At 42.6% G+C, this 25,440-nt stretch carries 19 protein-coding genes and 3 pseudogenes; 15 read left to right on the top strand and 7 right to left on the bottom strand.

The annotated features are described in order from the left end of the window. Nucleotides 1–25 precede the first annotated feature (25 nt). Both solA and BLQ81_RS00220 read left to right on the top strand, forming a co-directional pair. On the top strand, nucleotides 26–1,162 hold the full coding sequence (gene solA / locus BLQ81_RS00225) for an N-methyl-L-tryptophan oxidase (RefSeq protein WP_092727944.1): 1,137 nt from the start codon (nucleotides 26–28) through the stop codon (nucleotides 1,160–1,162). 68 nt (nucleotides 1,163–1,230) lie between these two features. Next, a complete protein-coding gene (locus BLQ81_RS00220) occupies nucleotides 1,231–3,018 on the top strand; it encodes an ABC transporter ATP-binding protein (protein ID WP_092727943.1) in 1,788 nt (595 codons plus the stop codon). Here the strand turns inward: BLQ81_RS00220 and BLQ81_RS00215 are convergent. Beyond that, entirely contained in the window at nucleotides 3,015–3,686 is a 672-nt protein-coding gene (locus BLQ81_RS00215) for a class I SAM-dependent methyltransferase (RefSeq protein WP_092727942.1), read from the bottom strand. The two genes, BLQ81_RS00220 and BLQ81_RS00215, sit on opposite strands and share 4 nt — an antisense overlap. A gap of 155 nt (nucleotides 3,687–3,841) precedes the next feature. Here BLQ81_RS00215 and BLQ81_RS00210 point away from each other — a divergent pair, with 155 nt between their 5' ends. Next, entirely contained in the window at nucleotides 3,842–5,212 is a 1,371-nt protein-coding gene (locus tag BLQ81_RS00210) for an exopolysaccharide biosynthesis polyprenyl glycosylphosphotransferase (RefSeq protein ID WP_092727941.1), read from the top strand. Between the two features lie 5 nt (nucleotides 5,213–5,217). After that, nucleotides 5,218–6,138 (top strand): class I SAM-dependent methyltransferase, encoded by a 921-nt coding sequence (locus BLQ81_RS00205; RefSeq protein ID WP_092727940.1) that lies wholly within the window; start codon nucleotides 5,218–5,220, stop codon nucleotides 6,136–6,138. Here the strand turns inward: BLQ81_RS00205 and BLQ81_RS00200 are convergent. Then, nucleotides 6,128–7,042, bottom strand: a complete 915-nt coding sequence (locus BLQ81_RS00200) for a universal stress protein (protein ID WP_092727939.1) — start codon at nucleotides 7,040–7,042, stop codon at nucleotides 6,128–6,130. The genes BLQ81_RS00205 and BLQ81_RS00200 overlap by 11 nt on opposite strands. Before the next feature lie 320 nt (nucleotides 7,043–7,362). Here BLQ81_RS00200 and BLQ81_RS00195 point away from each other — a divergent pair, with 320 nt between their 5' ends. The 3 genes from BLQ81_RS00195 (at nucleotide 7,363) to BLQ81_RS00185 (ending at nucleotide 13,137) form a co-directional block, all read left to right on the top strand. Continuing rightward, the gene (locus BLQ81_RS00195; RefSeq protein WP_092727938.1) at nucleotides 7,363–7,911 is read left to right on the top strand and encodes a 2'-5' RNA ligase family protein; all 549 of its coding nucleotides are present in this window, start codon (nucleotides 7,363–7,365) and stop codon (nucleotides 7,909–7,911) included. A 493-nt stretch (nucleotides 7,912–8,404) separates the two neighbouring features. Beyond that, nucleotides 8,405–11,479 carry a SusC/RagA family TonB-linked outer membrane protein gene (locus tag BLQ81_RS00190; protein WP_092727937.1) on the top strand — a complete coding sequence of 1,025 codons (3,075 nt, stop codon included), beginning with the start codon at nucleotides 8,405–8,407 and terminating at the stop codon, nucleotides 11,477–11,479. Between the two features lie 116 nt (nucleotides 11,480–11,595). Continuing rightward, nucleotides 11,596–13,137, top strand: coding sequence for a RagB/SusD family nutrient uptake outer membrane protein (locus BLQ81_RS00185; RefSeq protein ID WP_175454127.1), 1,542 nt, complete (start codon nucleotides 11,596–11,598; stop codon nucleotides 13,135–13,137). 336 nt (nucleotides 13,138–13,473) lie between these two features. On the opposite strand, the pseudogene BLQ81_RS00180 reads toward BLQ81_RS00185, so the two are convergent. Both BLQ81_RS00180 and BLQ81_RS00175 read right to left on the bottom strand, forming a co-directional pair. Further along, a pseudogene (locus BLQ81_RS00180) lies at nucleotides 13,474–14,942 on the bottom strand (IS1182 family transposase). Nucleotides 14,943–15,244: 302 nt separating this feature from the next. After that, the gene (locus BLQ81_RS00175) at nucleotides 15,245–16,153 is read right to left on the bottom strand and encodes a hypothetical protein (RefSeq protein ID WP_092727936.1); all 909 of its coding nucleotides are present in this window, start codon (nucleotides 16,151–16,153) and stop codon (nucleotides 15,245–15,247) included. Between the two features lie 304 nt (nucleotides 16,154–16,457). On the opposite strand from BLQ81_RS00175, the gene crtD reads away from it, so the two are divergent. Beyond that, complete coding sequence (gene crtD, locus BLQ81_RS00170; RefSeq protein ID WP_092727935.1) at nucleotides 16,458–17,921, top strand: 1-hydroxycarotenoid 3,4-desaturase CrtD; 1,464 nt, start codon at nucleotides 16,458–16,460, stop codon at nucleotides 17,919–17,921. Nucleotides 17,922–17,999: 78 nt separating this feature from the next. On the opposite strand, the pseudogene BLQ81_RS22885 reads toward crtD, so the two are convergent. From BLQ81_RS22885 to BLQ81_RS00160, 3 genes and pseudogenes are all read right to left on the bottom strand, one after another. Beyond that, nucleotides 18,000–18,134: pseudogene (locus BLQ81_RS22885) on the bottom strand (four helix bundle protein); the annotation flags it as partial. An 85-nt stretch (nucleotides 18,135–18,219) separates the two neighbouring features. Next, a pseudogene (locus tag BLQ81_RS22880) lies at nucleotides 18,220–18,354 on the bottom strand (four helix bundle protein); the annotation flags it as partial. A 99-nt stretch (nucleotides 18,355–18,453) separates the two neighbouring features. Then, a complete protein-coding gene (locus tag BLQ81_RS00160; protein WP_092727934.1) occupies nucleotides 18,454–18,954 on the bottom strand; it encodes a regulatory protein RecX in 501 nt (166 codons plus the stop codon). 71 nt (nucleotides 18,955–19,025) lie between these two features. Between BLQ81_RS00160 and tpiA the strand changes: the two genes are divergently transcribed. The 7 genes from tpiA (at nucleotide 19,026) to BLQ81_RS00125 (ending at nucleotide 25,304) form a co-directional block, all read left to right on the top strand. Continuing rightward, nucleotides 19,026–19,787: a triose-phosphate isomerase gene (tpiA, locus tag BLQ81_RS00155; RefSeq protein ID WP_092727933.1), complete on the top strand. Its 762-nt coding sequence runs from the start codon at nucleotides 19,026–19,028 to the stop codon at nucleotides 19,785–19,787. A gap of 87 nt (nucleotides 19,788–19,874) precedes the next feature. Continuing rightward, entirely contained in the window at nucleotides 19,875–20,702 is an 828-nt protein-coding gene (gene prmA, locus BLQ81_RS00150) for a 50S ribosomal protein L11 methyltransferase (RefSeq protein WP_092727932.1), read from the top strand. A 95-nt stretch (nucleotides 20,703–20,797) separates the two neighbouring features. After that, complete coding sequence (locus tag BLQ81_RS00145) at nucleotides 20,798–20,989, top strand: hypothetical protein (protein ID WP_092727931.1); 192 nt, start codon at nucleotides 20,798–20,800, stop codon at nucleotides 20,987–20,989. A 106-nt stretch (nucleotides 20,990–21,095) separates the two neighbouring features. Beyond that, entirely contained in the window at nucleotides 21,096–22,820 is a 1,725-nt protein-coding gene (gene recJ / locus BLQ81_RS00140) for a single-stranded-DNA-specific exonuclease RecJ (RefSeq protein ID WP_092727930.1), read from the top strand. A 1-nt stretch (nucleotide 22,821) separates the two neighbouring features. Further along, nucleotides 22,822–23,559: an LPS export ABC transporter ATP-binding protein gene (gene lptB / locus BLQ81_RS00135; protein WP_092727929.1), complete on the top strand. Its 738-nt coding sequence runs from the start codon at nucleotides 22,822–22,824 to the stop codon at nucleotides 23,557–23,559. Beyond that, complete coding sequence (locus BLQ81_RS00130; protein ID WP_092727928.1) at nucleotides 23,560–25,080, top strand: GH3 auxin-responsive promoter family protein; 1,521 nt, start codon at nucleotides 23,560–23,562, stop codon at nucleotides 25,078–25,080. Next, a complete protein-coding gene (locus BLQ81_RS00125; RefSeq protein ID WP_092727927.1) occupies nucleotides 25,077–25,304 on the top strand; it encodes a hypothetical protein in 228 nt (75 codons plus the stop codon). Before BLQ81_RS00130 ends, BLQ81_RS00125 begins: the two co-directional genes overlap by 4 nt. Nucleotides 25,305–25,440 lie beyond the last annotated feature (136 nt).

Raw genomic sequence — 25,440 nt, 5'->3', positions numbered from 1 at the left:
ATTTTAATCGCTGTAAATTTCATCCATGACAAGTTTCCGATCAAAATACGATGTGGTGGTTATCGGGCTTGGGGCCGTCGGAAGCGCCACACTTTTTCACTTAAGTAAAAGCTCAAAGTCAATCCTTGGTATTGATCGTTACGAGCCTCCCCACACCTTTGGCTCCAGTCATGGAGAAAGCCGAATCACTCGCCTTGCCGTCGGCGAAGGGGAAGATTATGTCGCTTTGGCCAAACGATCCCATAAGCTTTGGAGAGAAATTGAAGCGGAAGCTGGAGTGGAAATTATGTCGACTAAGTCGGGGATTTTATTGGATTCTGGGGCTCAACCCTGGGCCAAACATGGATCGGAAGGTTTCTGGGATAAGACGGTATCTTTTGCCAAAAGGCAAAATGTAGGACATCAGATTCTCGATCACGAAGAATTGAAGGCACTGTTTCCGGCTTTTCAGTTGGGATCTTCCGGCAAAGCCTATTTGGAGCATGATGCCGGTTTTCTTCGCCCCGAATTAGCCATCCACACACAATTGGATTTGGCCCAAAAAAACGGGGCACAGCTGCTGTTAAATTCGCCTGTGGAGCAGCTCACCAAGCTGGGGGATTCCATTTTGATCCGCAGTGGAGAAAGGGAAATTCTTGCCGGCAAAGTTCTCCTTAGTGCAGGAGGTTGGATCAGGGATTTTTTGCCCGAACCGGAAAGACTAAAGTTTAAAATATGTCGACAAGTGCTGTATTGGCTGGAAATAGAACCTGATTTCACAGATTGGACCAGCTACCCTGTCTGGATGTGGGGCTTTGGTCCCGATCCGGAGGATTTCATCTATGGTTTCCCTTCCCTGGATGGAAAAACAGTTAAAATGGCAACCGAATCTTTTGTGGATTCCAGCCATCCGGATAATTTAAGCAGAGAAGTAAGTGCTGAAGAGCAAGCCTTGTTTTTGAGGGAAAAGGTATCAGGAAAAATTTTGGGCCTAAAACCTAATATTAGTAAGTCCGTCGTCTGCTTTTATACGGTGACTGAAGATGCCCGGTTTGTTATCAGGTCTATGGCTGAAATGGAAAATGTATTACTTGTTTCCGCATGCTCCGGACATGGGTTCAAGCATTCGGCGGCATTGGGAGAGCAGCTGGCAAAGGCATTGGTCGAAGGTATGGAACTATAGCCCTTCTTTTTTTCTGTCATTTCTCTTTCTAATACGCTACTTTTGCGACCAAATCACCACAAAACAGAATGGCCAAAAAACGAGGAACTGCACTGGAGCCGGAGGAAAAGCGAAAATTGAATAAGCAGAATCTAAGTAAGCTGGGCGGGATATTTCAGTTTTTGATGCCCTACAGGTTGGCATTTATATCCGGTTTGATTTTCCTGCTTTTTTCTTCACTTACCTTATTGACATTTCCATTTGTAGCGGGCAAGCTCATCGATACCGCACAGGGATCATCCTGGATTGTCAATGATGTCAATTCCATTGCCCTAATCCTGATCGGAATCCTGGCAGTCCAAAGCATCTTTTCCTTTTTCAGAGTCTGGCTTTTTGCCCTCGTCTCCGAGCAGGCGATGCGTGATATCCGACACCTGCTCTATGGCAGACTGGTACGGCTCCCGATGACTTTCTTTGACAAAAGAAGGACCGGTGAACTTATAAGCAGAATTACTGCCGATGTCGGCCAATTGCAGGATACGTTTTCCACGACCTTAGCCGAGCTTTTCCGTCAGGTCATTACCTTGGTTGCAGGGATTGGGTTTTTATTTTTTAATACACCCAAACTCACCGTCTTTATGCTGGGGACCTTTCCGGTTCTAATATTAATTGCGATGTTTTTTGGTCGCTTTATTCGTAAACTTTCCAAGAAAACCCAAGATGAGCTGGCCGCGGCCAATGTCATCGTCGAAGAAACCCTACAGTCGATCAGTACTGTCAAATCATTTGTAGGCGAATCGTACGAATCGGCCCGATACGGAAAAGGCCTCAACGCGGTGGTTGGGGTGGCTTTGACCACAGCAAAATATCGAGGGGCTTTTATATCTTTCATTATTTTCGCGCTTTTTGGGGGAATCGTCGCAGTAATGTGGTACGGAGCTAGCCTGGTAGCCGCCGGACAAATGAGCGTGGGGGAGTTGGTTTCCTTCGTGCTTTACACGACATTCATTGGAGGATCGATAGCAGGATTGGGGGACATCTACAGTCAGCTACAGAAAGCGATCGGCAGCTCGGAGCGGGTGCTGGAGATCATGGACGAAGCGCCTGAGGCTGAGTTTGGAGCAACTACAGATAAGTTTGAGGGGAAAATAGAATTTGCAGGGGTAAGTTTCAGATACCCGACCCGTCCGGAGGTAGAGGTCTTGAAAAATGTTTCCTTTCAGGTGCAACCCGGTGAAAAAATTGCATTGGCAGGACACTCAGGCGCGGGTAAGTCCACCATCATTCAGCTGCTCCTCCGTTTTTATGAAACTGAAAAAGGATCGGTGCTTATTGACGGCAGAGATTTGAAAGAGTGGGACTTGAAGGTCTTACGCAGCAAAATAGGAATTGTACCTCAGGAAGTTTTGCTTTTCGGAGGCTCCATCCGGGAAAATATCGCCTATGCAAAACCTGATGCAACCGAGGATGAAATCATCCAGGCAGCAAAAAAGGCAAATGCCTGGCAATTTATCACACAATTCCCCGAAGGCCTGGAAACCTTGGTTGGAGAACGTGGGGTGAAGCTTTCGGGAGGTCAGCGGCAGCGGGTCGCCATCGCAAGGGCAATTTTGAAAGACCCCGCTATTTTGATTTTGGATGAGGCCACATCATCACTTGATGCCGAATCCGAATCTCTGGTACAGCAGGCCCTCGATGAACTGATGAAAGGCCGTACCACTTTGATCATCGCCCATCGTCTGGCTACAATTCGAAAAGTAGACCGCATTTATGCACTCAGTGAGGGGAAAATTGTGGAACAGGGAAGCCACAAGGAACTGTTGGCGGATGAAGGAGGCTTTTATGCCAACTTGGTGCGCTTGCAATTTGCGGATTAGCGGAGATTATGTGCTGTGATGGATTTGGTCAATCCGATTGTCTTTTCTTTCAAAATTATTGATTCGGTAAAGAGCATCCGCATTTCAGATTCATTCAGTAACCTGATCTCGTCCAAATATTGCTGAGCAACTTGGCGATCCCAACGTTTGAATCTGCTAAGTTTTGTGTTAGTCAATAAAAATAAGAGCAGTCTTTTAGGCAGATACTGGGCAAAAGGCAGGGCATAATGTGCCTCAATTGGGAAATACTTATTTGGAGTCTGGATAAAGTATTTTCTTCCGACTCGTTGAATTTCCCTGGCCATCTTGTTTTGGTTTTCAAAAGTATACAGGTGTTCTATCACTGAATTAGAAAAAACCAAGTCGAATTCGTTGTCTTCAAAATTTTTCATCTCTGTCGCGTCACCGATCATGGAGCTGATGTGTGGATGTCTTGATTGCTCCAGATGGAGGTTGAGCAGGGTGATCCGCACACCGGGAATATTTGGAATTTGACTTCTTTTCCAGAAACATGCTGTCCCTCCGACATCGAGGATTCGAATTCGTTTTTCCGGATTAAAATTTCTAAAAAAAAGCTTTTCGAATTTGCGAAGTCGTTTGGCTCGGAATTTGGCACCAAGTGAATCGGGATGATCGGATGATGCAAAAAGATCGATTATGAAATTCATTAGTAGCCCATTGGCGTTTTGAGATTACAAATAAATTCAAAAGTAAGCAGCTGACGGAATTTCTTTGTTAATTTTGAGACACAAAACTTTAAGGTTAATATTAAAATTGTCAGGTTTTTGTTTTTAATGGACAGGACTAGTATGGATTTATTTTTATGAAGAGAAGATTCGACACCTATTTTCCTTGGCTTTTTATAACCAGTGATTTTCTGGTATCGCTGATTTCATTATCTATAGCCAATGTTTTTCTTCAGCTGACAGGCGTATTCGAGGGAGGAAGTTTTTCGGCATATCTGCCACTTTCACTGCTATGGCTGCTCATTTCGTCCCTGAGGAAAGACTACAGAATCGGGCGAACAGATGAGTATGATCACACTATCAGAAATCTAATAGCCACCCTTTTATGGTTTTTGGGTGTTACGGCCATCCTTTGGACGCCGCTTCAAAATGGGAATTTCCGATGGATACAGATCGCTGGATTAGGGGTGACCATGATTTTCCTCATGGGCAGTTTTCGTGTGCTTGTGCATTTGTTTCTTCGTCATTACCGTGCCAAAGGGAATAACTACAGAAATGCTGTGATCGTTGGCAAAGGAGGTACGAGTCCGAGACTTGCTGATGTTTTTAGAATCAGAAAAGATTTTGGAATAAACTTTCTTGGATATTTTGACGATGAGGCAGATTGCAATCAGACACGGGGAGGAATCACGGATTTTTTTGGAGAGGCTCCCAAGTTGGACTTGGACTTCATTTACATTCAAGAGCAACTCGATCCTTCGTTAGTCAAAAAGGTCATTGATTTTGCCGATGAGAACTACATCAAAGTCAAGATGATTCCCGGCGGAAGTCTTCAGTTGGAAAAGAATCTTTCATTTTCAAAGTATGGGGATTTCTTTGTAATCAATGTCAACGAAATCCCACTTGATAATCCCTTGAATAGTTTAGCCAAACGAACCTTTGACTTGGTTTTTGCAAGTTTGGTGACCATTTTCATTCTCTCTTGGTTGATTCCCTTGGTTGGAATTTTGATCAAATTGGAATCACGAGGCCCTGTATTTTTCATCCAAAAAAGAAATGGGGTGAATAACAATGTGTTTAATTGTCTGAAGTTCAGGTCAATGACTCCAAACGATTATGCCGACACGAAACAAGCCACCAAAAATGATCCCCGAGTCACCCGAATTGGATCATTTCTTCGGAATTCTTCTTTGGATGAAATGCCTCAATTTCTCAATGTGCTGATGGGTGATATGTCCATCGTTGGGCCTAGACCCCACACGATCCCAATGAATGAAACCTTTAAAACGCAAATCAAGCGGTACAATTCCAGACACAAAATCCGTCCCGGAATTACGGGTTTGGCACAGGTTAGGGGCTTCCGTGGTGAGATTGAAAATACCCATCAAATTCGTTCCAGAGTGAGATTGGATTATTTTTATATCAACAACTGGTCTTTTTTCCTTGATATGGGAATCATGGTGAAAACCATACACGAACTGATTTTCAACCGGGAAAACGCCTATTAACCTAGATGTCCAAGTGCAAGTTTTGTGAGAGTTCCGATCTGAGTTTTTTTCAGGCTAAGGAACGGATGTTTGGCTTGGGTGGAAATTTCAGCTATGCGGAATGCATTTTCTGTGGGTCTTTGCAATTAGATTCCATTCCTGCTGATCTTTCGAGCTACTACCCTGCCGATTATTATTCCTTTGCGGAGCTCAAAAAGTCCAACCCAATAGCTCGATTTCTGAAAAAATTTCGGATGCGTGTGTTTCTCAGGTTTGGCATTAAATGGCTGAGTCCTGAATATGGCTATTGGCTTGTAAAGCTTCAGCCTGGGTTTTCGGATCGTATTGCCGATGTAGGTTGCGGCAATGGGCAGCTCTTATATGAACTTCATGCTGGGGGGTTTACAGATTTGCAGGGTTTTGATCCATTCATAGCAGAAGATACTCAAATCGCTCCCGGACTATACCTTTGGAAAAAGCGAATCGAAGAATCCGAAGTTTCCTTCGACTGGATTATGATGCACCATTCGTTTGAGCACATGGAGGATCCAAATGGTGTATTGAAATCATGCTATGAGAAACTAAAGCCTGGAGGAAAGCTACTCATTCGCTGTCCGGTGGCTGATGCGGAAGTCTGGAAAGAAAGTTGTGAGTTTTGGGTTCAACTTGATGCACCCCGTCATTTGATTATTCCGACTCTGAAAGGGTTCAAAATTAAAGCAGAGCAGCTCGGCTTTGTGTTGGATGAGGTAGCATTTGATTCTACTGATTTCCAGTTTTGGGGAACAGAACTGTACCGTCGAGGTGAACTATTGGACGAGGGAAAGACCACGGCCTTTCTTACCAAGGATGTCAGGTCATCCATGCAAGAAAAAGCCCTCCGGTATAACCAAGAGGGCAAAGGCGATCAGGCTTGCTTTTACTTGAGAAAACCCATCAAAGCTTAAACAGGGCATCAAAGAATCCCATCGTTTCTCCTTTCTCTTTAAATATCAGCATGGGGAGATGCTTGTTTACGTGAATTAGTTTTTCCGCAGTACTTCCTAAAAGGATCGCTGCTGAGGTGGTTCTTCCTCTGGATCCCAGCAAAATTATATCGGCCTCAATCTTAGTTGCAAACTCCAATATTAAGTTACCCGGGTTTTTGCCATCGTTGAGTAGCATTTCACATGTGAGTTCTGGATGGTGGTGTTTACTCACAAATTTTTTGAAATCATTCTTCGCGTTTTCTTTCATGATTTCAGAGAATTCCTCGTAAGTTTTCCCTGTTTTTGAATATCCGTGCGGAACCTCATAGAGGTGAAGAGGGATAAGTTCGGAGCCTAGTTTATTTGTAATTTGCTCAGCGAACTCATAGATCAAATGGTTGTGAGATGAAAAATCCGTTGCGATCAGGACTTTTTTAGGGAATTTTATTGGCCTTTTTTCCTGAACTAAAAGCACCGAACAAGGAGCCTTCTTGGCTACACCATCGGCTAAGACTCCGTGACCGGGCAAGCTGTCTTTGCGGCCCATAATGATCAGATCCACATCTTTGATTTTTGCCCAGCGTAGGAAGGAGTCCAAAGGATGACTTCCTTCATCCACGAAAACTTCGGTTTCGATATCCTCAGGAAAATTGTTTTCCTTCAGCTTATTTGTGATGATGGCCTCTATAGATTCATCTGTCGGGGCAAGGAGATCCGGATAGTTCTCAAGAATTTCTCTGGGGATCTCCAGGTTTTTTGCCACATGAACGAAGTAGCATTTATTGATTCCTAAAAATTTCACAAATACTGCCGTGTTTTTGATCAGGATATCATCCATTTCGGTGAGATCAAGACCTACCATGGCTCTGGAAAAGAATTTCATCTGTTTATAATTTGTTTTTCAGTGGTCACTTGGAATCTCGCATGCAGAATAATCATTCCCCTGTGTGATCCCGTGCCTACGGGACTATAGGCATTACATGCGATTCTTACTTGTTTTTCAAAGGGTATATCTGCCTGCCGTAGATTAGGACTGTCTGCTAAGGCAAATAGGATATCATTTCTCCCAGTATCGCCCCCCTTACAGGTTGGATTTCATAGATTCTTCAATATTTAGCCTTAAGTTAAAAGATTGATTGAGGAAATCGAATAGTTTTTTTTTAAATGACGCAAAGAGAATGTTTTCAAGGTTAAATTCAAGTGATGAAAGTTATCCAAAAGTACTTTTTGGCCTTAGTTCCACCTGAGTCTATTATTGAAAAAGTTCAGGACATTAAATTCCTGATTCGTGATCAGTTTGGGGTAAAGTATGCTTTGAAGTCGCCTGCCCATATTACAGTCAAAATGCCCTTTAATTACAATGAGGCTAAGGAGGGGCTATTAATTGATAAGTTAAACGAATACTTGAAAGATAGGAAATCCTTTCCGATTCAGGTTTCAGGCGTAGGAAACTTTGGAAAAAGAGTGGTTTACCTAATTATCTTGAAAACATCCGAACTCGAAAATTTTCAGGAAGGAATAAAGCAGTTCTGCAAACGCAAACTTCATTTAGTAGAGGAACTAAGTGATCGCAATTACCACCCTCACATGACCGTTGCATTCAAGGACATTAAGCCAATTCATTTTTCGGAGGTTTTGCTTTTGGTAGAAAAGCTGAGTTTTGCGACTGAATTTTCAGCGTTGGACTTGGTGCTACTCAAGCGAATAAACGGAGAATGGGTTTTATTTAGGAAAATAAAATTTGGAGCTTGAATTTTAGTAAAAAGGCACTTTTTAAGCCTTTAAAGACAAAAAATTACAGATTTTTCAAAAAAATTGAATTTTAATAAAATTTGGGCAATTCGATTTTTCATATTCAATTATTTTGATTCTAGATTCTCTAAATTTTATTTTGTCAAAAGAATAAATTGTTTTAAGTCAATTAGCATTCTATTAACCTAATATTATTTTATTATTAATAATTAATCTTTTGATTTTTTAAATTGGATAAATCTAAGGCTCAGAATTATGTTTGATTTTATCTGATATAATGAAATTTAAATCTCAATTAGGATGAAATACAATGAGTTTATTATGAGAACAGGGACTAAGCCCTGATATTTAGTTTAAAATTTAATAAAAAGACTTTTTAGCCAAATAAAATTCCTTTTTGTGAGACTCTAGGCTGTTTTTTGAGATTTGTTTCATTGCATTACAAGGTCGCATATTGCTTTCCTGAATGTTAAAAAAACTAAATCAATTACCTATGAAGAAAGTTTTATTAGGCTTTGTATTGAGTTTTCTGACGATCGTGTCAGTACTCGCGCAATCCAAAACGATCACTGGCAGGGTAACTTCGGCCGAAGAGCCTGAAGGTATACCAGGCGCCAGTGTGGTGGTAAAAGGCACCACACAAGGAACAATCACTGACCTGAACGGGTCATATTCAATCACTGTTCCTGAAAATGCAACGACACTTGTATTTAGCTTCGTTGGCTATCTCACTAAGGAAATGCCAATTGGCTCAAATTCCGTGATCAATGTGAGCATGACTACCGACATCAAAGTCCTAAATGAAGTGGTAGTAACCGGATACGGTACTCAGGAGCGAAGAGATATCACAGGTTCTGTGGCATCAATCAGCAATGAGTCAATCGAAAATCTTGTCTCTCCTTCATTCGATACTCAGTTGGCAGGTAGAGCTGCCGGTGTATCTGTGACGGTACCCAGTGGTATTTTGGGTGCAAGACCAATCATCCGAATCAGAGGTGTGAACTCCCTTTCCGGGGGAGCCGATCCATTGATCGTAATCGATGGTGTACCGGTAGTTGATTCCGACCGATCGGGGGCTATTGCTTCCAATCCATTGGCAAACATTAACCCTGCGGATATCCAGTCTTACGAAGTATTGAAAGATGGTTCGGCTACTGCGATCTACGGTTCCAGAGCTGCCAACGGTGTGATTTTGATCACTACCAAAAGAGGACAAACCGGTAAAGCTCAGGTTAACTATAGCGGAAGCACCGGTATCAACGAAGCCGTAGCTCAATTTGACCTTTTGACCGGTGATGAGTGGGTTCCAATAGCCAATGAGAAAAGAGCGAATGTAAACGCGTCTGCTTTGGCAAATCCAGGTGTAAATACGGATTGGCAAGCTGCCGTGCTTAGAAGAGGTGTGACTCAGCAGCATAACCTTTCCATCAGCGGTGGATCTGAAGCGACCAAATATTTCTTTTCATTGGGCTTTACTGACCAAGAGTCTGTTGTAAAAACCAACGATTTGAAACGTTATGCTTTCAGAGCAAACATTGATCATGCAATTTCCAAGAAAATTAGAATCGGGAATAGCATGTCATATGCTTACACTGAAATCACAGGGCTGAACAATGGAGCTAACTCCCTGTCAGGGGCGATCTTCAATGCGACCCGTGCATTGCCTAACGTTCCGATCTTTGATGAGGCGAACACTGCGTTTAAGGGATACAATATCACTGCTAATGGTGCTACTACCGGATTCGGAGCTAACCTTGCCGGTCCTGACAACAATATCCCAAACATTGCTTATGTATTGGAAAACAACTTCTTCAGAGCCAGAAACCACAGACTCTTGGGAAATGCTTATGCTGAAGTGGACATTGTTACAGGCTTGACTGCTAGAACTCAGATCGGTGTCGATTTGACTATGGCAGATGATTTCACTACGCTTAACCCTAGGCATGGTGATGGCAGAAGTTCCAATGGATCGGTAACCCAAGCTTTTAACCCAGCTTTGAGATGGAACTGGCAGAATACTTTGAATTATCAGACCATATTGGCTGATGATCATAACATCAATGTGACTGCGGGTGTAGAATATCAGTACACTAATTTCTACAACTTCTCAGCATCAGGAACTGATTTCTCGGATGAGTTTTTCAGATTGAGAAACTTGATCTCTGCCTCATACAACAATCAGTTCTCAGGTGGTGGTTTCCAGGAGCAAGGTTTTGATTCTTACTTTGCAAGATTCAATTACAGCTACAAAGGCAAATACCTGTTGTCCTTTGCTGTAAGAAATGACGGTATTTCTCAGCTTGCCACAGAAAACAGAAGAGGTACATTCCCAGGCGGATCTATCGGATGGAGAGTATCAGATGAAGGTTTCTTCAATTCTGAACTGATCACTGATTTCAAAGTAAGAGCATCTTACGCCGAAGTTGGTAACGTAAGCTTACCGGGAGGATCATTCCCTTATGCGGGTGGATTTGGACCGGTACAGGCTGCTGCCGGTGCAGGTATTGGTTATTCCAATGTCGCCAACGTGGCTTTGCAGTGGGAGACTTCCAAGAAGTTTAACGTTGGTTTGGATATGACTATTGGTAAAGTAACCATCTCTGCAGATTACTTCAAAAACAATGTGGACGGTATCGTATTGAACGCGCCAACAGCTCCTTCTTTGGGTATTCCCGGCAACACAATCAGCCAAAACGTAGGTGCAATGTATAACCAAGGTCTTGAATTGAGAGCTGTTGCCAATGTCGTTAACAAAGGTAGATTCTCTTGGAATACTGACTTCAACTTTACATTCATCGAAAATGAAGTGACCAACTTGGTTCGGCCATTGACAGGAACTTACAACAGAACTGTTGTTGGTGGCCCGATTGCACAGCTTTATGGATTTAAGTGGGCAGGTGTAAACCCGGCCAATGGTAACGCAATGTACTACAGCGGTGAAAACATTGTGCAATTGTTAGGCGCTGCTACTTGGAGAGCGTTTGACCCTGCTAACCCAGCGGTAACTACTACTCCAGGAACTGCCCCATCTCAATTCTTCTTGGGCAATACGCTTCCTAAGTATCAGGGTGGCTGGTCTAACAATTTCACTTTTGGAAACTTTGACGCTGAAATCTTCATCAGATATTCAGGTGGTAACTACATCATGAATGAATCTTTGAGAGGACTGATGGGTCTTGGATTCTCCAACAATCACAGAGAGATCTTGGGTAGATGGACGGAAAGCGGTCAGGTAACTGACGTACCTAAATTGTATGCAGGACGTGATGCCAATACTTGGCAGACTTCTGCTTCCAACAGCCGATTCATCGAAAAAGGCGACTTCATACGGGTTCAAAACATGACGTTGGGGTACAGAATTCCGGCCGCTACCCTGAACAGTGCCTTCAATGGCAATATCAGATCAGCTAGATTCTTTGCACAAGTTCAGAATCCATTGATCTTCACCAAGTATTCCGGAATTGATCCAGAATCTAACCAGTTTAGCGGTCAGTTGAGCTTCGGTGTTGACTGGAACGTTGCACCGATCATCAGAACTTGGTCTGTGGGTCTTAATGTTGGATTCTAATCAAACCTCCTAAAATCGAACTAGATGAAATCGAGCATTGCCCTGGCCTTAATAGCTGGAACAACTTCAAAAAATGCGAGATTCCATGTGGCCTTTGAAAAAAAAATGACAAACACATGAAAACAATAATTTCAAATAATATAAAGACAGCATTTGTTGCCTTGGCGATGTTGGGAATTACTTCCTCTTGCGATGTGACTGACCTGCAGCCTGCCGACATCATTCCTGATGCTGAAGCTTTTGCGGATGCTAACAGGGTAAATGCGGCCGTGTTGGGTATCTATGAATCTGCTCAGCGTGGATTCTACTTAGGAGCTGTCCAGCGGGGCTATCCATTCGGAGCAGCTTCCATTCAGCAGGGAGATATGAGAGGTGAAGATATGTACAACGATCAGTTGTTTTATGAAATCACCTATATCAATGGTCAGAATCCTCAGACTGCCAACAACAACGGACAGTGGATCGCTCTTTACAGAATGATCAACCGTGCAAACATTGTAATTGAGAATTTGCCTATTGCACAGTCAAAGGGTGCAATAACGGCAGCGGTGATGAATCAGTTTATGGGTGAAGCGCTCTACCTAAGAGCCCTCGCACATCATGAATTGGTGCTTTATTTCGCTAGACCATATTCTGACAATCCATCTTCCATGGGTATTCCTTACAGAACTTTTGCCATCAATGATGTGTCCAAAGTTGGAGCAGGTGAGGCAGTAGGAAGAGGCACCGTTCAGGAAGTTTATACCCAACTTTTGGCTGATCTAGATCAGGCAGAAACATTGTTAAACTCCAGCACGAATCCTTTCAGAGCGCAGAAAGGTGCCGCAATCGGCCTGAAAGCAAGAGTGAAATTGCACATGAAAGACTGGGCAGGTGTCCTGGCTGAGTACGACAAGATAAAGGGCATCTATGCCGTTACTGCAAATCCATTGGCTCCGTTCCGCGGCGGAACAAGTACTGACAATATTTTCTCTTTTGAAAATACTGCCAACTCCAATCCGGGTGTAAACGGTGCCTTGGCAAACATGTATGGTAATCCAAACTTGGGTTCAAGGGGTCTGGTAAAGATAAGCCCACTGATCTGGAGAGCATCTTTTTGGCATCCTGAGGATACCAGAAGAAGTTTAAGAGGCGCAGCTGACGGGTTTGTAAGTCAAGGTCCGCTTGGGATGTTTACCAACAAGTACATTGACAACGTGACTTTCTCTGATAAATCTATCGTTATGAGATTCTCTGAGGTTGTTTTGGCGGCAGCTGAAGCAAATGCAAGACTGGGTAATTTGGCCCCTGCTGTTACCTTATTGAATTCCGTAAGGAGCAGAGCTCTGCCGGCTACTGTAGCATCTTTTACAGTGGGTAGCTTTGCAAATGCTAATGCCTTGATTGATGCGATAATTCAGGAGACTAGAATCGAATTCCTTGCAGAAGGCAGAAGATTCCCTAACATCCACAGATTAGCGGGTGAAGGTAGAATGCCTGGTATTCCTCCTAAGGCTACTTCAAGATCGATCACAGGAATCGCGTTCTATACAGGTACAGGTCCTATTCCAACCGATCACTCCTTGCCTTATGCCAGCAACTTGTTTATCTGGCCTATTCCATTGGAAGAAATCCTCAACAACAATACTGCACCATTGACGCAGAATCCCGGGTATTAATTTTAATACACAGTAAAAATCCAAAAATCCGGTTCCGCTTGTGTGGAACCGGATTTTTTTTCTTGTAGTGTTGGAAGGTTTCTAAATCTTGAGTATCCACTTCTGAAATGAGCTTTGGAGAAGAACTTAAGCAGAGCTTCCAAAATGCCCCCGTTTACTTAATGAGGCCACTGAAAAAGCAGCTAAAACTGAAGGTAAAATTTTGAAAGCGATTAGGTCACGGACAAGTTTGACTTAGTTGCTTTCTTTTTTTCGCCACTTGCTTTAAAATTTCTCTATAAAAGGCTATACCGAGCTAATTTTGATGATTTTCAGCGATTGTAAACGATTTTTTGATTATAACCGGGCTAGTTTTAAGATTCTTTTAACATTGACGGTGAATAAAGCTATGGCGGCTAGCATTTCCATGTTAGTTATCCCGTAAGCTTTCGCCCTTCCAAATCCATGTGCGTTTTTTAACTCTCCGTTTTAGGCTTCAATTTTATACCGTTCCTTTGCTTTTTCTTTGAAGTAGGGTGATTCATGAAAAACCATTTGTTCTTTATGAAGGTCTGATTTTATGGATTCAGAGTACGATTTGGCCTTTGCTCCCTTGTTTATAACAGCCGTTTTTTAATGGACACGTTTTGCATTTTTCTACATCAAAATAGTAGATGTTTACTTGATTTTTACCCACCTTCTTTCTCCCCTGTCTTGTCTTGCGTATGGCTAAATGCCCGGCTGGGCATACAAACATGTCAGCGTCTTTATTGAAATCAAATTTATCTTCATCCTTTCTAAATCCCTGTGTGATTGAGGGATTAAGTTTTGCTACGATTTTAAGGTCTTGGTCTTTTGCCAGCTGGATGTTTTCTTTTCCAGAGTATGCTGCATCCCCGATAACGGTATCAAAGTCAAGCCCATTTTCCTGACTCATTTTAATGAGCTTGGGGAGTTCCGGACCATCTCCTCTCTCTCCAGAGGTTACCAGCAGCTGAGATGATCCGTTCTTCGGTCATTGCCAAGTGGGTCTTGTTTCCAAAAAAAGGGTTGTCTACTGACTTATAGCCTGTTTTGGATACAGCATCTTTTGCTGATGTGATGTTTTCCTGGGTATCTTCAACGGTTTCCTTTAAAAGGTTTAATTTCTCTTTTATTGCTGGTATAGCGTTGATAGTTTCATCCTGCTCAATAACTCGTCCTAACTCCTTACAATAGGACAACTCCTTTTGCAGATCATTATCCGTGTTCTTTTTTGGCATCCGCTCTTTCCAGCTCTCTTCATACGAATAAATAGTTTTGCGAAGTAGCTTTGAACGTTTTCTTAATACTGCTAAGGCTGAAAATGGATTGGTTCTTGAAAGCGTATGTGTGGCATCTACGGCATCTACTATGATCGATTTAGAGCGGATTACACCTTTTTCTATGGCAACAGAGACTGTTTTGTTGATCAACAGGTTCAGCAAATCGGTGTCTTTTAACTGAAGCTTTCGAACCTTGGTCAACGAACTGGAATTAATGACCTCTTCTTCGGGGGACATTTCTAAAAAATATTTGAAAGACATGTCTTAAAGTGAACGCTCCACCACATCGACATCTGACAAGGTATAGATGGTTTTAAGCAACAGGTACTTAAACATCCGAACAGGGCTTTGAGCCATACGTCCGTTAGTAGTACAGTATTTACTAACCAGCTCTTGGTAAACAAAACTAAAATCTATGATGTCATTAATCTTTCGAAGAAGATTGTCCTTTGGCACTATCAAATCATAGATGGAACCATGCTCACTGAACTTAATCCTTTGTTGGTGTAATAGGTTGTTAATGAGGGAATTGTATATAAAATATACAAAAAAGGTGTAGAAAACTATTTTCCTACACCTTTTCTAATAACAATTTAGCATCAAGAGACTTTTTCAGTGGCCTCGAGCATCCTTCGGGGGTTTTTGAAATATAATATGTGTATCCGCACTGATGCACGTGGACTAGATTTGGGGTATTTTGTATGCGGATACACGTCCACAGACGACTGTCAACAGTCCACAGCACATTCAATTGGAACTTAATTCTACCTTTATTTGGGTACGTGCAGCTAACCGAATACACATAAAATATAATTTACAATTGATTAGTCACAAACTTGAGTGAATTTATCTTCTTGATTATTCTTCTTGGAAACATCGTTCACTTTGAAGTCTGTCCATACGTTGGAAGATCTCGAATTGCCACTACAATTACCATTCAAGGCCACAGTCCATGTATAAGACGTGCAAGATGTAAGACTCATTGTTTTTTGTCTAGTCTGACCATTTACTGACCATGAAGCATCAAGACCAGAAATTGCAGTTCCTTGAGCAAAAGTGAAAACTAATGCAGCATTGGCAATATTCTCCTCCGGTGTGTAAGTGAAAGTATAGGTTTTGTCACCGTTGTCAACATAAGTGAATGATTCATCACAGCCACCACATGCACCTATTAGGCCATAAGTAGTGGTTATTGGTGCAGATACCATAACATTATTACCATCAAGCATTACTGCTACTATGTTAACTACGCCACACGCAGCCCATGATGCATCAAAAGTGAATGAATTTGAACCATTTCCAGCTGATTGCACCTTATTAGAAGTATATGTTTGAGGGGATGTAAATCCCGCACCTGATACAGTTATTCTTAACTTTCTGGCAGCATTGTTAGTTGCGTCATAATTCCATGCCAATTCAAATCCTGTGAGTGTGTTGTGAACTGTGTATGTAAATACGCGGGTCTGAGGACCGGAATTATTAGAAATTGTAGCAGTTTGCATAGAATACTCAGGTTTAACCAGATCAATGCAGAAGTCTACACAATTAGTCGCCGAGTAAGTTCTGGCATTCTCATTACCTGAACCCAAAGGAGTCAATTTTGCTCCCGCCTTATTTGCTTCTGCTTGCTCGTTCATCAAGTCAGCATTTTCGTACGTACCCATTTGGCTACACGCTCCCAGAACCATCCCCGCAAGGGCTAATCCCAAAAATTTGATTTTAAAGTTTTTCATAGTTTTTTATTTGAAACAAATTAAGATGATTAATACATACAAAAAAATGTTTTTAAAATTGTTTTTCACCGAATTTGATAGAAAGTAGAAATTCATAGGTACAATTTTTCATGCCAACTTAAAAAATGGGTTTTTTGGTAATATTTCGAGAAAAAGTTTCCCCATAATTCTAGTGTTTTTTCTATAAATCCTCAATTCGTGGAAAAATTTCAAAAGCAAAAAATTTTAAAAAAATTGAAATTATTTTGAAGAAAAATAAAACTCAAGTCACAATTCGCCAGTTTCATCTTTCAATTCAAACTAAATGAAGAAGAAAGCCCTCGTTGTCGGTTCTGGAATTGCCGGAATTGCGGCTTCCATTCGCTTGGCGGTTAAAGGCTTTGACGTGGAAGTGTTTGAGTCCAATGCCTATCCCGGAGGAAAACTTTCGGAACTCCTCATCCAAGGGTATCGCTTCGATGCGGGTCCATCCTTGTTTACTTTGCCCGAGCAGGTAGCCGAACTTTTCCGCTTGGCAGGTCAAAAAACCGAGGATCATTTCGAGTACCTCAAGTTGGATGTGGCCTGTCATTATTTTTGGGAGGATGGCAAAAAGTTGAAAGCTTGGGCGGATCTCAATCGTTTTGCTGAGGAAGTAGAAACGAAATTAGGAGAGCCTGCAGGTCATATTCGCGAAGCACTTCAGCGATCGGCTTTTATCTATGATCATTTGGCACCGCTTTTTATGCATCGGTCCCTGCATAAGTTCGGCACCTGGACCAATCCTCAGGCACTGAAATCGTATCTAAAGATGGGCAAGCTCGGTATTTTTTCTACCATGAATAAAGCCAACGAGCGGCAGTTTCAACACCCAAAACTGGTGCAGCTTTTCAACCGATATGCCACGTACAACGGTTCGAATCCCTATGAAACTCCTGCCACGCTGAATATCATTCCGCATCTGGAATTTAACATCGGTGCATTTTTTCCAAAAAAAGGGATGCACGATATCACCATGAGTTTATACAAACTGGCGGAATCTCTGGGAGTACACTTCCATTTCAATGCTCGCGTAGAGGAGATATTGGTAGAAAATGGAAAAGCAGTAGGAGTGCTGGTTCAGGGCAAAGAAATCAAATCGGATATCTTGGTGAACAACATGGACATGGTCAATGCCTACAAGACTATCCTGCGAAAACAAAAACAACCCAAACTTCTGCTCGACCAACCCAAATCCAGTTCGGCATTGATCTTTTATTGGGGCATCAAAAAGAATTTTCCGGAATTGGATCTTCACAACATTCTTTTCTCGGAAGATTACAAGACGGAGTTTGATCACATTTTCAATAAAGGCTCGATCTATTCCGATCCGACCGTGTACATCAATATCACTTCGGTTTACAAAGCAGACGATGCCCCGGCAGGCTGCATGAATTGGTTTACCATGATCAATGTGCCCAATAATAAAGGCCAAAACTGGGATGAGCTGATCGCCGAGGCGAGAAGAAACATCATTTCAAAAATCAGCAGAATTCTGAAAACAGACCTGGAACCGCTGATTGAAGTTGAAGAAATCCTGGATCCGAGAACCATTGAATCCAAAACTTCTTCCGCCCAAGGCGCATTGTATGGCAATAGCTCAAATAATAAGTTTGCTGCATTTCTGCGCCACGCCAACTTTTCCTCCGATATCAAAAATCTATACTTCTGCGGAGGCTCAGTGCATCCGGGAGGAGGAATTCCGCTTTCGCTGCTTTCGGCGAAGATTATGACGGAATTGGTAAGTTAGTCAACGGTCCACAGACGACGGTTCACGGCTCCGATTCGAGTACTTCAGTCCTTTTTCTATCATTGTGCCATAGTAATTTTAAGCTATTGAATTTTTTAAGGCTTGAATTTTTTTAATCAACAGCTCATAGGAAGAATAGAGTTTGAAAAAGGCTTCTTCCTGAATTAGGTTTCTTTTTCGCCCTAGGTGAAGACAACAAACCACTTCTATTGCTGATCGGTTGGAATACCCAAGGAATTTTTTTGAATTCTGCGTTGGATTGGCCTGTAGACCCTTCTGCTATGTTTAATGCAACTGAATCTGCAGCCCGTTGAATTTGAGACGATAGCACAAATCTTTCTTCAGAAGGAAAAGTTTTTATAAGTCCGTTAATTTCGGTTGCTAAGTTGATGGAAAGTTCCCAAACCCGTAGTTCTTCGAATTTGAATGCCATAGGAAAAAAGTTTGGATGAATTTATGAAATAAAAATCTTAAGTCCTTTGTGCAGGCTGTCGACCGTGGACTGTGGTCTGTTGACAATCTGAAATCTTGCTTACTGCAAACCAGAAACCGCCTCCTGCACTAAGTCTTGCTCAAAACCCCTGCTCATCAAATATTGAATCACTTTGTATCGCTTTTTGAAGAGATCTTTTTCAAGCGTCTTATCCCACTTTTTTTCTGTCTGGGTCAAAAGGGTATCGTAGTATTCCTCCGGATCGATCTCCGAAAGCCCATATTGAATTAATCGGGGACTGATATCCCGCATTTTAAGTTCTCGGGTGATCCGTAATCTCCCCCAATGCTTCAGCCGGAACTTTCCCCTTGCAAATGCCCGGGCAAAGCGTTCCTCGTTCAAAAAATCAGTTCCGATCATTTCTGCGATCAATTCTTCGGCATCATCACCCTTGATGCCTTTTTCGTACAATTTGCGCCTGACTTCCCATTGACTTCGCTCCTGATAAGCGCAATAGGTTTCGAGTTTTCCTTTGGCTTCATCGAGTGACCAATACTTTTTTGGAGCTTGATCTGGGTTATTTTTTCCCCAACCGGACATTTTTGGTAATTTTAGCCCAAAGTACCTCAGCTCACGCTATTTTTCCAACCTCTCAAAATTTTATACCTACCATGCGAAAAAAAATCATTGCCGGAAACTGGAAGATGAACATGACCTTTGATGAAGGTCAAAAACTCACATCCGAAATTGTAAATATGTTTAAAGACGAAGCCGTGAAAGATGTCATTGCTGTCTTGAACCCTCCTTTTCCCCATATTTTTCCTGTCAAAAAACTGATTGGCGATACTCCCGGTATTGCACTCGGCACTCAAAATTGCTCCGCAATGGAATCAGGAGCGTTTACAGGTGAAGTTTCTGCCAAAATCTTAGCTTCTTTCGGCGTTCAATATGTGATTTTGGGTCACTCTGAGCGAAGAGAATATTTTAAAGAGGACAATGAATTATTGGCCCTGAAAGTAAAGCAGGCTCTTGCTCATGGATTGACCCCGATTTTTTGCTGTGGAGAATCCTTGGAAATCCGAATGGCCGGAACCCACGAATCCAACGTGAAATTCCAGTTGACGGCGAGCCTTTTTGATTTGAGTCCTGAAGACATGGCAAAAGTGGTGATTGCATACGAACCCATCTGGGCCATCGGAACCGGCAAAACTGCCACGGCTGATCAAGCCCAAGAAATGCATGCTGCGTTGAGAAGGCATATTGCCTCTAAGTTTGGTAAGGAATTGGCCAACAATACCTCAATACTCTATGGGGGTAGTGCAAATCCGGGAAACGCCAAAGAGCTTTTCTCTAAAGAAGATGTAGATGGTGGACTGATAGGAGGTGCTTCTCTTAAGTCTAGAGACTTCATTGATATCGCCAAGTCCTTTTAAAAACCATTTAAAATCAACCAACACAATTATAGCAGGTCTGTGTCCAAGCAGACCTGTATATTATTTACATTTTCATTACCCAATCCCATGGATTACCTGGAGTTTAAGATCAAGTGCCTGGAAGAATTCCGGGAAATACTCATTGCAGAATTGGCGGAAATAGGCTTTGATTCCTTCCAAGAGACCGAGGAGGGAATTGATGCCTATATCCTACAGGGTAATTTTGACAGGGAGAAATTCACCGAAATCATCTCTGGTTATCAGGAAGCAGCAGAAATCTATCTAACAGAGGAGGTCATGCCAAAGGTCAACTGGAATGAAGAATGGGAAAAAAACTATGATCCCATTGAAGTTGGGGATTTAGTGTATGTCAGGGCTTCATTTCATCAGCCGCAGCCGGGCTTTAGTTACGAGATCGTGATCAATCCCAAAATGTCCTTTGGCACCGGGCATCATGCCACGACCTATCAGATGCTTCGACATCAGGGAGAATTGGATCATGCCGGAAAAAGAGTCTTAGACATCGGCTCCGGAACTGGCATTCTGGCCATCATGGCCCATCTGCTGGGAGCGAGGGAAGTAGAAGCTTTTGATATCGACGACTGGTGTGTGGACAATGGTAACGAAAACTTTGATTTGAATGGCTTAAGCACCAGAATGGGATTTGGCACTATTCGCGAGGTCAATCCCCAAGGGCCTTTTGAGATAATTCTGGCCAATATCAATAAAAATGTGCTCCTCGATGAAATTCAGATCTATGTAGGATTGCTGTCACCGAAGGGATTTCTCCTTTTGAGTGGATTTTACACAGAGGACATCGAAGATTTGATTATTGCGGCGACTCCTCATGGCTTGGTTCTTCAACAAAAATCTTCTAAAGACAACTGGGCGGCACTCATTTTACAAAAAGATTAAGGAGTGAAAAGGTTAAAAAGTGGTTAACCTTCCAATAAAAACCGGATCATCTGTTAAACTTTTGAGAGGTATAACTTTTCAAATATTCTTCCCAAATGAATGAACTGATCATTTATGCGATCGTTTTTGTACTGCTGATTGGCCATTGCCTATTGGCGGGTAAGATGTATCGTGCTGTGCATCAGGATGCAGGCTTAAATTTTAGAGAAAAGAATGCCTGGAAGCTCAAGTCTTTGATATTTCCCGGATTTTTCTGGTGGCAGTATCAAAAGCAAAAACAGAAGTAAATCCATTCAGAAAGGATACTTTTAGTCCAAATTGTCCGCCAACAGGTGATCCCCCCAACTCATGTCAAGATAATTCTCATCCCAATTACTTTTGTAATTTCGAATCATGGAATACGTCTGGAAACAAAAACCCAAAGCCTCACAAGCAGTAATCGAGCGACTCGGTAAGGAAATCAATGTGAATCCTACACTCGCAAATATGCTGATCAATCGGAGCGTGGAGAGTTTCGATCAGGCAAAAGATTATTTCCGCCCAAGTCTAAGTCAACTCCATGATCCTTTTCTGATGAAGGATATGGAAGCGGCAGTCACGCGCATTCAAAAGGCGGTCTTGAATCAGGAAAAAATCATGGTGTATGGTGATTATGACGTAGACGGGACGACTGCGGTCGCCTTGATGTATGGCTTTTTGAAATCCTTCTATCCCAATGTTGAATTTTATATTCCTGATCGCTACAAGGAAGGCTACGGCATTTCCGATCGAGGGGTAAGAGTAGCTGCTGAAAAAGGTATTTCCCTCATTATTGCTTTGGATTGCGGAATCAAAGCCATCGACAAAGTGAAATTGGCGGCTGAACTTGGAGTGGATTTCATCATTTGTGACCACCATACTCCCGGTGATGAATTACCTGCAGCAGTGGCGGTTTTGGATGCTAAAAGAAAAGACTGCAAGTATCCCTACAAGGAATTGAGTGGATGCGGAGTAGGCTTCAAGTTGATTCAGGCTTATGCCAAATCCAATGGAATCGAAGAATCCAATCTGTACAATTACCTCGATCTCTTGGTCGTCAGTATTGCGGCGGACATTGTCCCTATTTCCGGGGAAAATAGAATTTTGGCTTATTACGGATTGGACCGAATCAACAATATTCCCAGACCGGGACTAAAGGCCTTGATCCTTCAGGCCAAAGTCGAAAAGGATATTCAAATCTCGGACATCGTCTTCAAAATTGGTCCCCGAATCAATGCCTCCGGTAGACTTGAGCATGCCAAGGCCTCTGTGGAACTGTTGATTGCGCCCAATCTAGACGAAGCAATAGAGCGGGCAAAGCTTGTGGATGAGGTAAATTCCACCCGTCGAAACTTTGACGAAAACATCACCAAAGAGGCTTTCGAAATGCTTGCCATTCAGGAAGAAACTGCCCGGTGGAACTCTACAGTTCTTTTCAAGCAGGATTGGCATAAGGGCGTGATCGGAATCGTGGCGAGTCGATGCATTGAGAAATATTACCGCCCTACGATCATCCTGACCGAATCCAATAACAAAGCAACCGGAAGCGCGCGTTCTGTCGTAGACTTTGATATTTACGAAGCTATTGCAGAATGTGCCGATCTTTTGGATCAGTTTGGAGGACATAAGTATGCGGCAGGATTGACACTTTCAGTAGAAAATGTGCCCGCATTTCAAGAAAAATTTGAAATGGTGGTTCGCAGCAGAATTGAGGAAATTCATCTGAAGCCAGTGATAGAAGTCGATGATGTATTGCTTTTGGATCAAATCAATTACAAGTTTTACAATATTTTGAAGCAGATGGCTCCTTTTGGACCTGGCAATACCGAGCCGGTTTTCCAGATTTCCAATGTCTATGCTGAAGAAGTCACCGTACTGAAAGACAGGCATTTGCGGTTTAAAATCGTCCAAGACGGTCAGGTGACTACTCCCGTTTGTCTGGGATTTGGGATGGCCGATCGGGAAAAGGACCCTGATTTGACTACCGTCAACATGCTTCGCGGGAAAATGCGTTTTGACTTGGTCGTGGAAATGCGTGAGAATTTTTTTCGTGATAAAAGTAGCTTGCAACTCTACGTTAAAGACATCAAATTTGACTGATATGATGCTTCGTGCCGAAAACCTCGTCAAAATCTACAAAGGCCGCCGTGTGGTCAATGATATTTCCGTGCAAGTGGAGCAGGGGGAAATCGTCGGTCTTTTAGGCCCTAATGGTGCCGGAAAGACCACTTCCTTTTACATAATTGTAGGGTTGATCCAACCAAATGAAGGCAAGATTTTTCTGGAAAATGACGAAATCACCAGCTTGCCCATGTACAAGCGGGCAAAACTTGGAATAGGCTATCTGGCACAGGAGGCCTCGGTTTTTCGCAAACTATCGGTGGAAGAAAATATTCTTGCCGTCCTGGAAATGACCAAATTGCCCAAAGTCCAGCAAAAGGAAAAAATGGAGAGCCTTTTGGAAGAATTCAGCTTGACTCATGTGCGGAAAAACTTGGGTATGGTTCTTTCAGGAGGAGAAAGAAGGCGTACAGAAATCGCACGGGCTTTGGCAGTAGACCCGAAGTTTGTACTGCTGGATGAACCATTTGCAGGTGTCGATCCGATTGCCGTGGAAGAGATTCAGACCATTGTCGCCAAATTAAAAACCAAAAACATTGGCATTTTGATCACCGATCATAATGTAAACGAGACATTATCCATCACTGACCGTGCTTACCTGATGTTTGAAGGCCGACTACTCAAAGCCGGAACAGCTGAGGAATTGGCGGCCGATGAGCAGGTTCGTAAAGTTTACTTAGGCAGTCAGTTTGAGCTGAAACGCAAAATTTTTAAATAGATGGATGTGATCAACAGCTTCATGACCTGGATATTTAAAAATAGAATGGGTCAAATCGAAAATTTTAAGAAAAACCCCATCCAAGTTCAAGAGGCTGCATTTCGAGAGTTGATCGAAGCTGGGAAGCGGACAGAATTCGGAAAAAAATATCAGTTTGACAGGATTATGTCCTACAGCGATTTTGCGGAGAAGGTTCCGGTTTTTGATTACGAATCCTTTAAGCCGTTTATCGAAAAAACCATGCGGGGCAGTCAAAATGTGATCTGGAATACTGAGATTGAATGGTTTGCCAAATCCTCAGGTACCACCGGCAGCCGAAGTAAATATATTCCTGTGTCGGAGGAAAGTCTGGAGGAGTGTCATTACAAAGGTGGAAAAGACATGCTGTCGCTGTATGTTTCCAATTATCCGGACTCAAAGCTTTTCACAGGCAAAAGCCTGACCATCGGAGGAACATTGGAGAAGAATCCACTGAATCCCCAAGGTACTGCCAAGGCTGGAGATGTGTCGGCTGTGATTATGCAAAATCTTCCCATTTGGGCGCAATATGCGAGAACTCCATCCTTAGAAACAGCTTTGATGGGGGAGTGGGAAGCCAAGATCGAAAAGATGGCCCGGGAGACGATGAACGAAAATGTGACCTGCATAGCGGGTGTTCCCACTTGGACTATCGTGTTGCTTCGGCGAATTCTCGAACTGAAAAAGGCAAAAAACATTCTGGAAGTTTGGCCAAATCTGGAGGTGTTTTTCCACGGGGCGGTTGCTTTTGGGCCTTACCGCAGTTTGTTCAAGGAGTTGATTCCTTCAGAAAAGATGCATTACATGGAGACCTACAATGCATCCGAGGGTTTTTTTGGGATTCAGGATCAGCCTGATTCGGATGAATTGTTACTGCTGCTCGATTATGGTATTTTCTATGAATTCATCCCAATGGATGAGTGGGGAAAAGAAAATGAACAAGTCATTTCCTTGAAAGAGGTCGAAATCGGGAAAAACTATGCAATGGTCATCTCCACAAACGGAGGACTATGGCGATATAAAATAGGGGATACCGTCAAATTCACTTCAACGATTCCCTATCGGATTAGAATTTCAGGACGAACCAAGCATTTCATCAATGCCTTCGGTGAAGAAGTGATCGTAGAAAATGCAGAAGCTGCGATTCAGTTTGCTGCAGAGGAAACCCACTCCACCATTGCAAATTTTACAGCTGCTCCGGTTTATTTTGAGGGAAATGGCTCCAAAGGAGCACATGAATGGATTGTGGAATTCCGTACCCCTCCGGCTGATTTGGACAAATTTACGCGTCTATTGGACGAAAAACTCAGGCAAATCAACTCAGACTATGATGCGAAGCGGTACAAGGATTTGGCGCTGACTCTTCCAGTCATGCATCAGGCGCCCGAAGGACTTTTTGAGTCTTGGCTGAGTAAAAAAGGCAAACTTGGCGGCCAGCATAAAGTGCCGAGACTTTCCAATACCCGAGAGTTTTTAGAGGAGATATTGGGGATGATGAAATGAGAAAATATGGGTTGACACTTGCTTTGATGGGGCTTTCACTCGGATGCACTTGGGCTTGTGAGCGTATTAAGGAGCTTACTGAGACCCTGAAGCAAAAAGTTGAAATAGCTTCTGTGATCTTTTATGGTGAGGTGGTTTCCATAGCAGACATTGACAAAGCCAAGCCAAGATCTCAAACATATATAGAATACGGATTTGAACAGCTCGATAAAACGAGGTCATGATATCACCCTCAATTTCGAGTGATTGATGTTCTGAAAGGAGATCTTAAAAAGGAGATGGGACAGGATCTTTTTAAATACCAAGGACCTATTTCGATTTGTTCGGATAGTTTCAAGGTGGGTGAGAAATACCTTGTCT

This window comes from Algoriphagus alkaliphilus, assembly GCF_900103735.1.
Lineage (GTDB): Bacteria > Bacteroidota > Bacteroidia > Cytophagales > Cyclobacteriaceae > Algoriphagus > Algoriphagus alkaliphilus.
This window is presented reverse-complemented; position numbering and strand designations above follow the sequence as displayed.